General features: G+C 41.9%; 10 protein-coding genes and 2 pseudogenes. 4 read left to right on the top strand and 8 right to left on the bottom strand.

Features of this window, described 5'->3' with window-relative positions; genetic code table 11:
• Positions 1-32: 32 nt before the first annotated feature.
• Both KCG54_RS00455 and KCG54_RS00450 read right to left on the bottom strand, forming a co-directional pair.
• Positions 33-374, bottom strand: a complete 342-nt coding sequence (locus KCG54_RS00455) for a hypothetical protein (protein ID WP_003683849.1) — start codon at positions 372-374, stop codon at positions 33-35.
• A gap of 130 nt (positions 375-504) precedes the next feature.
• Positions 505-1,239: pseudogene (locus KCG54_RS00450) on the bottom strand (Fic family protein); the annotation flags it as partial.
• Between the two features lie 63 nt (positions 1,240-1,302).
• Here KCG54_RS00450 and KCG54_RS00445 point away from each other — a divergent pair.
• The gene (locus KCG54_RS00445) at positions 1,303-2,310 is read left to right on the top strand and encodes an IS5 family transposase (protein ID WP_254324231.1); all 1,008 of its coding nucleotides are present in this window, start codon (positions 1,303-1,305) and stop codon (positions 2,308-2,310) included.
• A gap of 146 nt (positions 2,311-2,456) precedes the next feature.
• Here the strand turns inward: KCG54_RS00445 and KCG54_RS00440 are convergent.
• From KCG54_RS00440 to KCG54_RS00415, 6 genes and pseudogenes are all read right to left on the bottom strand, one after another.
• Positions 2,457-2,795, bottom strand: a pseudogene (locus KCG54_RS00440) (Fic/DOC family N-terminal domain-containing protein); the annotation flags it as partial.
• A 145-nt stretch (positions 2,796-2,940) separates the two neighbouring features.
• Positions 2,941-5,214: a Tex family protein gene (locus tag KCG54_RS00435; RefSeq protein ID WP_254324324.1), complete on the bottom strand. Its 2,274-nt coding sequence runs from the start codon at positions 5,212-5,214 to the stop codon at positions 2,941-2,943.
• Between the two features lie 63 nt (positions 5,215-5,277).
• Positions 5,278-5,928, bottom strand: coding sequence for an ABC transporter ATP-binding protein (locus KCG54_RS00430; protein ID WP_003747991.1), 651 nt, complete (start codon positions 5,926-5,928; stop codon positions 5,278-5,280).
• Positions 5,925-6,722, bottom strand: coding sequence for an ABC transporter permease (locus tag KCG54_RS00425; RefSeq protein WP_254324323.1), 798 nt, complete (start codon positions 6,720-6,722; stop codon positions 5,925-5,927). Before KCG54_RS00425 ends, KCG54_RS00430 begins: the two co-directional genes overlap by 4 nt.
• Positions 6,722-7,903: a capsule biosynthesis protein gene (locus KCG54_RS00420; protein ID WP_254324322.1), complete on the bottom strand. Its 1,182-nt coding sequence runs from the start codon at positions 7,901-7,903 to the stop codon at positions 6,722-6,724. The genes KCG54_RS00425 and KCG54_RS00420 overlap by 1 nt, the downstream gene beginning before the upstream one ends.
• Before the next feature lie 582 nt (positions 7,904-8,485).
• Complete coding sequence (locus tag KCG54_RS00415; RefSeq protein WP_254324321.1) at positions 8,486-9,649, bottom strand: polysaccharide biosynthesis/export family protein; 1,164 nt, start codon at positions 9,647-9,649, stop codon at positions 8,486-8,488.
• Between the two features lie 245 nt (positions 9,650-9,894).
• Here KCG54_RS00415 and KCG54_RS00410 point away from each other — a divergent pair, with 245 nt between their 5' ends.
• The 3 genes from KCG54_RS00410 to KCG54_RS00400 are packed head-to-tail and all read left to right on the top strand — an operon-like array spanning position 9,895 to position 13,746.
• Entirely contained in the window at positions 9,895-10,992 is a 1,098-nt protein-coding gene (locus tag KCG54_RS00410) for a stealth family protein (RefSeq protein WP_254324320.1), read from the top strand.
• A 13-nt stretch (positions 10,993-11,005) separates the two neighbouring features.
• Positions 11,006-12,430, top strand: a complete 1,425-nt coding sequence (locus KCG54_RS00405) for a glycosyltransferase (RefSeq protein ID WP_254324319.1) — start codon at positions 11,006-11,008, stop codon at positions 12,428-12,430.
• Positions 12,427-13,746: a hypothetical protein gene (locus KCG54_RS00400; protein WP_254324318.1), complete on the top strand. Its 1,320-nt coding sequence runs from the start codon at positions 12,427-12,429 to the stop codon at positions 13,744-13,746. The genes KCG54_RS00405 and KCG54_RS00400 overlap by 4 nt, the downstream gene beginning before the upstream one ends.
• Positions 13,747-13,755: the final 9 nt, after the last annotated feature.

The raw sequence follows: 13,755 nt of genomic DNA, 5'->3' as shown, positions 1-13,755 counted from the left end.
TCAGACGGCCTTTAATCAAAGCAACAATCCAATCAATAATTGGTCGAGCAGAACTGTTCGCGTTTGTCCGCATCAGCGGCATAGCATGTCAAACCCATGCCTGACGCATTGCTGTTGTTCGCTTTCGCACCCGGTTTCTTGTTCACCAAAACCTTACCGTTTTTTCCGATTTCCACGGTTACGCCTTTGCCGTTTTTCAGCTTCCATTTCAACACTTGCGCATCAGCACTTTGGCACTTGCTGACCGTACAGCCGCCTTCTGTCGCAACATTGCCGTTTTTATAAATCACGCACTGTTGCTGGCTGTCGGTACAGGCCGCATACGCAGCAACGGAGAAACAGGAAATCAGCGCGGCAAACAAAACAGGTTTCATGGTTTGAACTCCTAAGGTTGTGATGATGGGTTTGTGATATTTGGAACTATACGCTTGTTTATATCGATAAGCCATCAAGCATGATGGCAAACAATATATTGATTTAATATTGTATAAATTTCAAATATTATCAATTAGTTGGTATTAATATACTCATTAGCGCAATATTGATATAGTAGTTGCTTCTGCCTATCTTTTCTTTGTAAAGGAACCCACCTTCTGTCAGTTCGTCTAGATATTTGGCGGCACTAGGGCGAGAAACGTTCAGCGTTTTCATCAGGAAATCGATTTTTGTGTAGGGATGATTGAATAGGTGGTTAATCAGGTCTTGGCTGTAGAAGCTGAAGTTTTGCCTGATGCGGTGTTTGTAGTCCAGCATCGCCTGATGGATGTGCTGCACGGTATCGATGCCGTCCTTGGCGGTTTGTTCCGCGGCTTCCAGCATATACAGCAGCCAGCCTTCCCATTCACCCGTATCGCGTACATATTGTAACAGTCGGTAATATTCGCTTTTGTTCCGTACCAGATAACGGCTGAGGTATAAAACGGGAATATCCAGCAACCCGGTTAAAACCAGATACAGCACATTAATAATCCTACCGGTTCTGCCATTGCCGTCGTAAAACGGGTGAATGCTTTCAAACTGGTGATGGAGCAACGCCATACGGATAAGCGGATCGATAGGTTTTTCCGTGTTGTCGTTGTTGATAAATGCTTCCAATCTGCTCATCAGGCAAATGATGTCGTCTATATGTTGCGGCGGCGTATAGACGGTTTCGCCTGTACGGTCGTTTTTCAGCATCGTTCCTGACTGTTTGCGGAATCCGGCACAGTTCTTTTCCAACTCGGCCTGTATTGTCAAAATGAGACCTTTGCAAAATTCCCCAAAATCCCCTAAATTCCCACTAAGACATTTAGGGGATTTTCCATGAGCACCTTCTTCCAGCAAACCGCCCAAGCCATGATTGCCAAACACATCGACCGTTTCCCACTATTGAAGTTGGATCAGGTGATTGATTGGCAACCGATCGAACAATACCTGAATCGTCAAAAAACCCGTTACCTTCGAGACCACCGCGGCCGTCCCGCCTATCCCCTGTTGTCCATGTTCAAAGCCGTCCTGCTCGGCCAATGGCACAGCCTCTCCGATCCCGAACTCGAACACAGCCTCATCACCCGCATCGATTTCAACCTGTTTTGCCGTTTTGACGAACTGAGCATCCCCGATTACAGCACCTTATGCCGCTACCGCAACTGGCTGGCGCAAGACGACACCCTGTCCGAATTGCTGGAACTGATTAACCGCCAACTGACCGAAAAAAACCTAAAAATAGAGAAAGCATCCGCCGCCGTCATTGACGCCACCATTATTCAGACCGCCGGCAGCAAACAGCGTCAGGCCATAGAAGTCGATGAAGAAGGACAAGTCAGCGGACAAACCACACCGAGTAAAGACAGCGATGCCCGCTGGACAAAGAAAAACGGTTTATACAGACTCGGTTACAAACAACATACCCGCACCGATGAGGAAGGCTATATCGAGAAACTGCATATTACCCCCGCCAACGCCCATGAGTGCAAACAGTTGTCGCCTTTATTGGAAGGTCTGCCCGAAGGTACGACCGTCTATGCCGACAAAGGCTATGACAGTGAAGAAAACCGGCAACATCTGGAAGAGCATCGGCTGCTGGACGGCATTATGCGCAAAGCACACCGTAACCATCCGCTGACGGAAGCGCAAACCAAACGCAACCGGTATTTGTCGAAGACCCGTTATGTGGTCGAACAAAGCTTTGGTACGCTGCACCGTAAATTCCGCTATGCCCGGGCAGCCTATTTCGGGCTGGTTAAAGTAAGTGCACAAAGCCATCTGAAGGCGATGTGTTTGAACCTTTTGAAAGCCGCCAACAGGCTAAGTGCGCCTGTTGCCGCCTAAAAGGCGGCCGGATGCCTGATTAATCAGGTATCCAAGGAGGATTAAGAGGGTATTTGAGTAGAATCAGTGGATATTTGAAACAAAAACAGCCGAAAACCTGTGTTTGGATTTCGGCTGTCGGAAAGAAAGGAATTTTGCAAAGGTCTCAAAATATGATTGTTGGTTAGCATTCCGTGTTCTTGGATAAGTTCGAAGCCGCAATGCAGTGCTGAAGCATAATTCTGCACTTCTTTGATGGCAGGACTAGACGGGCTTGCCGATATTCCTGCGCGGAACAGTTCGTCATGGGTGGTAATGATATTTTCGATTTCGGAACTGTCTTTGGCTTCCTGCAAAGACAGCGTGTTAATCAGAATGCCTTGGTTGGGAATACTGCGGCAGATGCCTTTTAATTCGGCCAGATAACGATGGGCGGAAGCCAGTTTTTTCAAGACGGCGACAGTTTCGAAATCTATTTCGGGAGGGAATTGTTCGATCGAGTACATTTTAGGGTTTCGGTTAAATGATAAAAAAATCCTGTTTTTTTGCTATATCGCTTCGATATGATAAAAAAACGGGATTTTTTTTACAATTTAATTTTATTTATTTGTTTTAAAACGTTTTTACTTTAAAATAGCACTTCGACTACTGTTACCACTTCAACTTCGCAAACGCATCTGCCATCGCCGAATTGGTCGGGGCGCGGTCGTTGCGTTGGGGTTTGCGGTCGCGGCGTTCTTGATGTCGGGTTTCAGACGGCCTGTTGCTTTTGGTGGCACTGCCTGGTTCGTCATCCAGCCGCATGGTCAGCGCGATGCGTTTGCGTGCGGCATCGACTTCCAGCACTTTCACTTTCACCACGTCGCCGGCTTTCACCACTTCGCGCGGGTCTTGGACGAATTTATTGGACAGGGCGGAGATGTGCACCAAGCCGTCCTGATGGACGCCGATGTCCACGAATGCGCCGAAGTTGGCGACGTTGGAGACCACGCCTTCGAGTATCATGCCGACTTGCAAGTCGCTGATTTCGTGGATGCCTTCGGCGAATAATGCCGTCTGAAACTCGCCGCGCGGGTCACGGCCGGGTTTTTCCAGCTCGGACAGGATGTCCAGAATGGTCGGCAGGCCGAAGCGTTCGTCGGTGAAGTCGGACGCTTTGATTTGCTTGACGCGCTCGCGGTTGCCGATGAGTTCGGCGGCGGTAATGCCTTGTTGCGCCAGCATTTTGGCGACGACGGGATAGGCTTCGGGGTGGACGGCGCTCGCGTCCAGCGGCTCTTTGCCGCCGTTAATCCGCAAAAAGCCCGCCGCCTGCTCGAAGGTTTTTTCGCCCAAACGCGGCACTTTCAGCAATTTTTTGCGGCTGTCGAACGCGCCGTTTTCATCGCGGTAGGCGACGATGTTTTGGGCAAGGGTTTGATTCAAACCGGAAATCCGCGCCAAGAGCGGGGCGGACGCGGTGTTCACGTCCACGCCGACGGCGTTCACGCAGTCTTCGACCACCGCGTCCAGCGATTTGGCGAGCTGGCTTTGGTTCACGTTGTGCTGATACTGCCCCACGCCGATGGATTTGGGGTCGATTTTGACCAACTCGGCGAGCGGGTCTTGCAGCCTGCGGGCGATGGACACCGCGCCGCGCAGGGAAACGTCCAAGTCGGGGAACTCGCGCGCCGCCAGTTCGGACGCGGAATAAATCGACGCGCCGGCTTCGGAAACGACGATTTTGTGCAGCCCCATTTCCGGCATTCCGCGCACCAGTTCGCCCGCGATTTTGTCGGTTTCGCGGCTGGCGGTGCCGTTGCCGATGGCGATGAGCCTCACGCCGTGTTGCTTAATCAGGCGCGACAGCGTTGCCAACATATTGTTTTCTTGATGCAAATAGACAATGACCGTATCCAGCAGCTTGCCCGTATCGTCCACCACGGCGCATTTCACGCCGTTCTTGTAGCCGGGGTCGAGGCCCAAAGTGGTCAGCCGTCCGGCAGGCGTGGCAAGCAGCAAGTCTTTGAGATTGCGGGCAAACACGGTAATCGCGTCGGTGTCGGCGGCTTCTTTCAGACGGCCCAAGGCTTCAAGCTCCAGCGACAAAAAGATTTTCGCGCGCCAAGTCAGGCGTACGGTGTCGCGCAGCCATTTGTGGCCGTCTGAAACCTTAAAGCGATGGGCGATGATTTGCTCGTATTCGCTTTGCTGCGTAATCGGCGTGTCGTCGGGCTGGTATTTGAGGGCAATGTTCAACACGTCTTCGTTGCGGCCGCGCAAAACCGCCAATGCACGGTGGCTGGGCATAGTGCGAATAGGTTCGCGATGGTCGAAATAATCGCTGAATTTTTCGCCTTCGGTTTCTTTACCTTCAACGACTTGCGCGTGGATTTCGGCTTCGTTCCACAGCTTGTCGCGCAGCGTGCCGATGAGTTCCGCGTCTTCGGCAAACTGCTCCATCAGAATCGCACGCGCGCCATCCAGCGCGGCTTTGGCGTCGGGGACGTTTTCGTTCAGGTAGCCCTGCGCGGCGGCTTCCACGTCCTGCGGCTGCTCGGCAAGCAACATGTCCGCCAGCGGATGCAAACCGTGTTCGCGCGCGATTTGCGCTTTGGTGCGGCGCTTGGGTTTGTAGGGCAAATACAGGTCTTCCAGCGCGGTTTTATTGTCGGCGGCTTCGATTTGCGCTTTGAGGTCGTCTGAAAGTTTGCCTTGCTCTTCAATGCTTTTTAAAACAACAGCTTTGCGATCTTCCAACTCGCGCAGGTATTGCAGCCGCTCGGCAAGCTGGCGCAGCTGCGTATCGTCCAGCCCGCCTGTAGCTTCTTTACGGTAACGCGCGATAAAGGGGACGGTCGCGCCGTCGTCTAAAAGCTCGATAGCGGCATTGATTTGCGCGGTAGTGGCGGAGAGTTCTTGGGAAAGAATGTGAGTAATGTTCATCAATAGAATTCCAACAGACAGGCCGTCTGAAATTTCAGACGGCCTAATTTAAAAACAATCGCTTTAAGGCAGCGAATTATAATATTCGTAGGCTTTGTCCATATCTTCAAACTGGTACATATGCCCTTTTTCCAGCACCATCGCATTATCGCAATATTGCTTCATGGCGCTGTGGCTGTGCGACACCAAAATGATGGAACGGTCTTTGCGCTTTTCAAACAACTCATACTTACATTTATCGGCAAAGCGCGAGTCACCAACTGCAATCACTTCGTCAATCAGATAGCAGTCAAACTCTACCGCCAACGACAAAGCAAATGCCAAACGCGCCTTCATACCTGAAGAATAACGCTTAACCGGCTCGTAAAGATACTGACCCAGCTCGGAAAACTCTTCGGTAAAGTTCTTCACATAATCGATATCGACATTGTAAATCCGACAGATGAAACGCAAATTGTCCATACCGGTCAGACTGCCTTGAAACGCACCGGAGAATGCCAAAGGCCAAGAAATACTCATCGTCCGCTTGATTTCGCCCGTAGTCGGCGGCTCAACGCCACTGATCAAACGGATGAGCGTCGATTTACCTGCACCGTTGCGGCCGAGAATACCGATTTTCTCGCCCTTCTCCATTTTGAAGTTGATGTCGTGCAAGACTGTCCGCCAACCCTGGCGGGTCAGATACCGTTTGGAAACGTGTTCAACTGAAATCATTGCGGCTCAACCCCTTTGCTGAAATCTGATACCATCACTAAACCTAATAGTGTCAGTATCATATTGGTCAATATTAGAAACCAAGGGTTTTCCATGGTTATTACACTACTGCCAAAATAACCATGGCGGAACATTTCTGTGCCATGAATCATGGGCACCCATAGCAAATACTCTTGCATCGACAAAGGTAAAGCATGAACAAAGAAAAAAACTCCTGATAAAGGTAACGATACGAAAGTAATCGTACTCCAAATTTTGCCAAATGCCTCATACTTAAAAGCAATAGAACAAACAATCAGTCCCAGCCCTATAGCAAACCAAGCCATCAATACCCAAGCCAACAGCATATAAAATATGTCTGAAGGTTGTTCAATCCAGCCTATAACCAACAAAATTGCACTGATTGCAATCTGTGCAACCGTTGCACCAGCAATTTCTAAAAACATTCGGGCAAAAATAGTGTCAAGAACACGTACATTACGGTGATATAAAAGACTAGCATTTGCATCAATAGAACCAACTGCTCGACCAGTTACATTACGCCACATCATAACCATCGGATAACCGGTAATTACAAAGCTAACAACATTAAGCCCTGATACTTGACCTGCTCGCAAGAATTTCCATATGAGAACAATAATAAACGTAACAAGCAACGGTTCAACAAACAACCATAAAAAACCAATATTATTGCGCCCATAACGGGTAATAGTTTCACGGATAATCAATGCACCAATAACCCGACCTTGTATTACCAATGATTCCCAAAATGAGGTAATATGCAATTCTTTCATCAATTTTTATGCTCACGTACACTGGCAGCTAGAAGACTCAAAATACCGTAGAGCATCAGACCAATGAAAAATGTAGATACAATGTTATAAAGTCGTTTAGGCTGCAAAGCCAGATCAGGTTTGCTCGGTTGAGAAATGACTTCCAAATAAAGCTGTTGTCGGTCGGCCTCTGCTTTAGCAGTTTCCAAAGCTGTTGTAGCTGCTGCCAATTGTTTTTCTGCTAACTCATTTTCCAACATCAATTGTTGGTACTCTGAAGCCTGTCCTGCCAAAGAGTCACCACTTTCACCCGAAATAATTTTCATTTGTTGTGCAATTTCCTTACGCAGGCTTTGTTCACGTGCTTTCAGGCCAGAAATTTGTGGATTATCGGGAGTGATGGCACGCACTTGATCTAGCTGTGTACGAATTACAATCAGCTCATCTTGGAGTTTCGATACCAATCCTATTTTTATTTCCGACTGCGCTTTTAAATCAAATACGCCATGGTTAACACGATAGTTTGTCAATTCGTTAGCAGCAGCCTGCACTCTTGTCATTGCAGTATCTAATGCTTCCTGAGCATAGCGGATAGTATCTTGACGTGCTCGCTTATTGAGTCGGTTAATCAGCGCTTCCCCTTGTTTTAATAAAGCTGTATTAATTTGCTGCGATTGTACTGCTTCAAAAGAAGATATACTTAAAGTGGTCATACCCGTTACTGAGTCAAATTGTACGCCTACTTTATCACGGAAATATTGAAAAAATGCTTCATTCGAATTAGAAAAACCGAAACTATTAAAGCGGCTAATAGCATCTCCGTTTTGTTCATAGAAACTACGAACAGGAAGCGTTTTTTGTAAATCTATTAGCGCAGTACGTGAACGCATGTATTCCTGTACCGTATAGGTATCATCTTGAGCTCGTGTAAAACCTACATTTTGCAAAATTGCACCAAAACTAGTAGATGATGCTTGGTTGCTAGGAGAGCGAATTACAAAAGTCGATTCAGACGTAAAACGGTCAGATGCTATACATCCAAAATACACAACCGACACCGCTGTTGGAATAATTACGGTTACCCAAAATAATAGTTTAATTTTCTTCAATCGGGATTTTAGTTTATTTTTTCCTGCCTTTTCCTTAGCAGATGTGGTTTTTACTTGTGGTATTTCCACATTTTCAGATTCTTGTTCAGTCATTGTTCACTCAATAATTTTGATATGTTGTAAATAGTTTTCTGACAGCTTTCTTTGTAAGAAAACACCGCATTGTTTACACAACAGTTTAAGAAAAATAAGCCTGTAAGACCTCAAAAGGTGTAGCTACCTTCAAGCACTTATGTGGCTTTACCGTATTAAAATTTACAAAGCAACACAGCCCCTTTTGCCAAATTCCGAATCCCTAAACGGCAATTTATCATGCAATATCTTCATTAAGGTACGGACCACCCACTCCACCTTACCGTTGTCCTGCAATCAGGCAATGCAGGTAAAATTGGTCTTCTACACACAGGCGGATGTGACGTATTGCAGTGATACATCATGCCATTATCCAAATAAGCGTATTCAATGGTATACGGGCAGCATTAGGCAGAATAGCCACATACAGCTAGCAAGAACATTTACCAATGGCGACGAACAGCTTGACGTGGGTGAGGTATGAGGCGGGTATTCTTAGAGTGTTCACAACAACAGTATTGTGTTTCAAATACTGTGAACAACACTAGGACTTCTTACACCCTTATTCATCTAGATTACCTAAACACAATAAAACTATTTTGATTAGCGACCCAAATTACTCAAACTATTTACACCACTTGTAACCGGTGAAAACACAAACTGCAGGAATTTTTGAACCTCAGATAAAGGAGCATTTGATACATACACAACATCCTTATTTTTCATAGGAAAACGCTGCATCCAAAATAATGAGTTGGCATCTGATAGATTTAAACGGTAAACAACCGGGATTTCAGCATCCCCACTATAACCTTTATTAAACCATTTTTGTTGTCTATCTACATCTAATACCTCCACTGGCTGATAACGGAACACAAACACCCCACGTGCATCTGCACGATAATCCTGCAACCCACCCATTCTACCTACCGCTTCTGCGAGTGAAAGACCTTTTACAGAGAAACCTATTTCTTGTGTACGCCCTACCGCACCCATTGCTGTAAACGTATTCGGATTAGTAATCAATGTAACGATATCACCTTTTCGTAGGCGAATATTTTGATATGGACTAGCAACTAAGTCCTCCAATGCAACTGTTTTAACCTGCTTACCACGTGTAAGCTGCACATTAGTATCCTGCACATTGGATGTAGAACCTCCTACAGCAGCAACTGCATCCAAAACACGCTCGCCCACTGAAGTCAACGGAAATCGTACACTATTCCCTGGACGGATAACCGACACTGTCGCCGCATTATTTTGTGAACGTCGTACCAGTACCTGCGGCTGATTGGCTTTTAGTCTCAGGCGTTCTTTAATCAAATCCTGAATCTGAGCCGGTGTTTTACCTACTACTCGAATATCTCCTGCAAATGGTATGGAAACGGAGCCTTGGCTAGTAACTGCCTGATCTGGCAATCTTACTACTTGCGCCACCCCTGAACCGACGGACGATAAGGAACCACCGAACAATACCGCAGGTGCCGTTTCCCATATTGTAACTTCCAACATATCGCCAACATCTACTGCATCAGAAGAGATATACCCCTCACCTAAAGACGAAAAAGTTTGCCCTGAATGCATACGATATAGACTCTCTACAACTCTTGCATCAATTTCCACTATTTCTACTTCAGGAACAACACTCTTATGCTGCCTCCCCAAAGTTGTTACATTCTTACCACTAGGACCAGAAGAAGGCAGAGAGCCACAGGCTGAAATTAGTACTGCAGACAGCCCCCAAAATATTACATATTGTTTTAACATGAAGAATCCAAAAATAAATACAATACCAAAAGGATTTCAAAATTCAGATAGTATTATACTCCGTATGTAAATACTAGTAAGAATTCTGACCTAATTTTGCAATTCATCTACAGAAACCATTGAATCAGAATAAATATTTTCGAATAATTACCACAAGAACAGATTTTGAAGTTACAATACCCCCAAGTATCTGCACCTTTTAGTATGCACATATGCTGAATACATAAATACTGAAGATATTATATATGAAAAAAATCCAGAAATTTTTCAAGCACCCGGGACTATTTTTCCGAGATTATTTCAACAAGAAATACCCAGTTATCAATAATGAACAAAATGTTTATGAAGATGACGAATATACTCTCATTAAAAATAGCCTTAAACTTTCTGTGCTAGATGCTACTGTTAAGAAAGATGCTAATATTGATGTTGTCTTTACGTGGGTAAATAATCAAGACCCTGCATGGCAAAAGAAATACTCTGTTGTTGCTGAAAGTTTTCCTTGCACTGCCCTCTATAGTAATGATGAAGCACGCTTCACTAATCATAATGAACTTTATTACTCAGTACTCAGTGTACAAAAATTTATGCCATGGATACGAAATATCTATATTATTACTGATGCGCAAACTCCCTCATGGCTTACACCAGGTAAGGTGGATAATATCCACCTTATCGATCATACAGAAATTATTGAGAAGCAGTATCTACCCACTTTCAACTCTCATGTAATTGAGGCAAATCTACACAAGATTCCCAATTTAAGTGAAAACTTTATCTATTTTAATGATGATGTTTTTGTTGCACGTCCATTAACGAAGGGACATTTTTTTCGCTCAAATGGTATCGCATCAATTTTTATTGCTGAGAAACAGCTAACTACCATGCAGAAAAAAGGAGTAATGACACCAACGTTACATGCATCTTTTAACTGTATTAACCTACTTAAAAGAAGGTACAGTTCCTATATTAACATGCCTTTGGTTCATACCTATGTTCCATTAAAAAAAAGTATCTATAATCTTGCATGGGAACAATTTGAGACTGAAATCAGATCATTTTTACCCAACAAGCTTAGAACAAATTACGACTTGAATATGGCTACCTTCCTGGTACCTTGGTTGATGTATCTAGAAGGACAATCCGTATTTACACATGAAATCTGTTACTACTTCAATATCCGCTCCGCACATGCACTGACACAATACTGTAGACTTTTAAATAACAAGCGCGTAGAACGGCAACCTCATTCTTTCTGTGCAAATGATTTCAATAGTTTGAGAAGCATACCAAATTATCAAGATAAGTTGATTACAATGCTCAAAAACTATTATCAGATTTAAGAAGGAGATTTGGATGAATAGAAAAATTAAAAAATTACTACGAGAACCAAATCTATTTTTTAAGGACATGTATCGAAAATACGAAATAAAAATTAAAAGAAAAATTCCATTTAAATACAATGGTACTAATCAATTTACTGTCGTGTCAGCTGTCTATAATGTTGCTCCTTATTTAGATAAATATTTTGAAAGCTTAGTAACTCAAACACTAAATTTTAAAAAACACATTAGTTTGATATTGGTAGATGATGGTTCTACTGATTCTTCGGCTAAAATTATTAAGGAATGGCAGAAAAAATTTCCGAATAATATTCACTATATTCATCAGAAAAATAATGGCATTTCAGCTGCACGGAATACAGGATTAAAACATGTTTCAACTCCATGGGTAACTTTCATTGATACTGATGATTTTATTCATCCTGATTATTTCATGGTTGTAGATAGTATTTTGACTAAAAATAAATCGATCACGTTAGCTGTTGGTAACCTAAAATTCTATTTTGATGAGACTAAACTAGTTAAAGATCGACACGCGCTAAGGTATCGTTTCTATAAAAAAGTAAATATTGTACCAATAAGTAATCTTGGTAAAAATATTAATCTGTTTGTAACTGTTTCCTTTTTTCAAACAGCTTTGCTACATAATCAACATATTGTTTTTGATGAAAGGATTAAGCCAAACTTTGAAGATGGGAAATTTCTTGCAGATTATCTTCTACATGCTGAGCACGGCAATGTTGCTTATTTGCGAAATGCTGTTTTCTTCTATCGCAAACGTGGAAATGGTAGCTCAACTATTGATAATTCTTGGCTAAAAAAGGAAAAATACTATAATACTTTTCTATATGGTTACATACCAATGCTAGAAGCATATAAAGAAAAATATGGATCAATACCAAAAAATATACAATGGACTGTTTTGTATGAAATTTTTTGGCATATAAAAAAGCTAGTGAATCATAATGAATATTTAAAAGTCCTAACAACTGAAGAAACTGAAAACTATAGAAATCTTCTAAAAAAAACATTGGCCTATATTGATGATAATCACATTATCAATTTTGATTTAATTGGTATTGAAAATTTACATAAAATAGGTCTAATAGGAATCAAAAATATTTATAAATCATCTGTAAAAATAACTATAGAGTATATCAGCTGCTATAAACAATCTCTCCTACGTTGTTATAGTAATCATAATATAGAAATATCATTTTTACTGAACGGCCAACAGATCCATCCAGACTCTTCCCAAACTACTACTCATTTTTTTACAGGAAAGCCTTTCGTTTACGAAAAAAATATACATATTCCTTATTATTTAGATACAGATATATTATTAGCTTTTACCCCATATATATTCGAAAATGTATTATCAGGAATTATCTTTAATTTTGACTCAACCAACAATATGCTAGATTGGGAAGTACTATGAAGAAAGAAATTTTTATTAAAAAAAAATGGTCATTATATATAGATGGTTGGTTCCATCATAGCCTAATAGAATTTTTACCAAATGGAAAAATTAACAATAACGGTACAGAAGGATTTTATCGCTGGAAAATCAATAATAGTATCCTTGAGTTATATGATGAGAGAAACAAACTCTGCTATAGTTTGAAATATATTAAATCAGCGAATTTACTAATCAATACAGCAGAACATAGAATTAAAAATAACAATATATTTTTAGCTCCTGAATATACGGAAGAAGAATTAGAACAATTTTTCCAAAATGATAACTTCTCAAAATTAATTGCTAATAAATCTGCTTTATATAAAAGCTCAACTGGAGAAATTTGGGGGCAAGGTATTTTTTTTGGAATTAATGGAGAAATTTATAATTACCACAACCCAAATGAAAAATATTGGAAAGTTGAAGATGGATGTCTAAAAATATATAATGAAAATCAAGAGCTAATTCTAGAGCAAGAAACAGTCAGCTATACGAACACTCACCAAAAATCTATCAAACAAATTTCCTTAAACTTTCTTTTTGGAAAAGACAAACACTATTTGGATTTTTTACGGATAAAAGATACTTCACGGACTGTCAAACCACTTAATTTTTTGAACATTGATGCCTGTTTTAGTAATCGCTCGGATACTTTGCTGGTTATTTTCAACTCCGCAGGTGGTGAATATAATGGACAAACTGTATTCCATGAATTTTATCATACGCCATATCAATTTGCAGTCGACTACATCAGAATATCCCAGTCCAAACCAACTAGAGTTTATTTAGATAGCTATCAAAAAATTGAAGCTTTAGTTAATATCAACAACTATAAAAAGATTGTATTTCTAGGAATGTCTATTGGTGGATATGCAGCACTATGGTTTGCAGAAACAATAGCAAGAAAAAATCCATTGACTGATTATTGCTCTATTGCAATTCAACCATTAACCTCATTAAAACAAGATTTTGCAGATCAAATGAGAATGAGATTTAGCGATGGAGACAGAGCAAAAACCTTAACAAACGAAATTATAAATGAATATATAGCACAAGGCTTAGAATTAGATTTATCCGAATATTTAAAAGAGCATATTAATAATGTATGTCATTATGTTGTTTATGATGCATTAAATGAAGCAGAAGCTATTAGTTCCATGAAAATAATTTCCAATAGAACAACTTTAACAGGTTTTGATTACGGGTTAAACCATTCAGAAGGATGTATTAGAATTTATGACTCCGGCTTTCTAGAAATGTTGTTAAAAAAAGTATTAATTACTTCATATCAATAAATTATAGGG

This window comes from Neisseria subflava, from assembly GCF_024205705.1.
GTDB lineage: Bacteria > Pseudomonadota > Gammaproteobacteria > Burkholderiales > Neisseriaceae > Neisseria > Neisseria subflava_D.
Note: the sequence above shows the minus strand (reverse complement) of the source record. Positions and strands in the feature narration are given on the sequence as shown.

Bases quoted from the DNA above. Each gene is read 5' to 3' on its own strand.
- KCG54_RS00455 (WP_003683849.1), bottom strand. From the start codon at position 374: ATGAAACCTGTTTTGTTTGCCGCGCTGATTTCCTGTTTCTCCGTTGCT.
- KCG54_RS00445 (WP_254324231.1), top strand. From the start codon at position 1,303: ATGAGCACCTTCTTCCAGCAAACCGCCCAAGCCATGATTGCCAAACAC.
- KCG54_RS00435 (WP_254324324.1), bottom strand. From the start codon at position 5,214: ATGAACATTACTCACATTCTTTCCCAAGAACTCTCCGCCACTACCGCG.
- KCG54_RS00430 (WP_003747991.1), bottom strand. From the start codon at position 5,928: ATGATTTCAGTTGAACACGTTTCCAAACGGTATCTGACCCGCCAGGGT.
- KCG54_RS00425 (WP_254324323.1), bottom strand. From the start codon at position 6,722: ATGAAAGAATTGCATATTACCTCATTTTGGGAATCATTGGTAATACAA.
- KCG54_RS00420 (WP_254324322.1), bottom strand. From the start codon at position 7,903: ATGACTGAACAAGAATCTGAAAATGTGGAAATACCACAAGTAAAAACC.
- KCG54_RS00415 (WP_254324321.1), bottom strand. From the start codon at position 9,649: ATGTTAAAACAATATGTAATATTTTGGGGGCTGTCTGCAGTACTAATT.
- KCG54_RS00410 (WP_254324320.1), top strand. From the start codon at position 9,895: ATGAAAAAAATCCAGAAATTTTTCAAGCACCCGGGACTATTTTTCCGA.
- KCG54_RS00405 (WP_254324319.1), top strand. From the start codon at position 11,006: ATGAATAGAAAAATTAAAAAATTACTACGAGAACCAAATCTATTTTTT.
- KCG54_RS00400 (WP_254324318.1), top strand. From the start codon at position 12,427: ATGAAGAAAGAAATTTTTATTAAAAAAAAATGGTCATTATATATAGAT.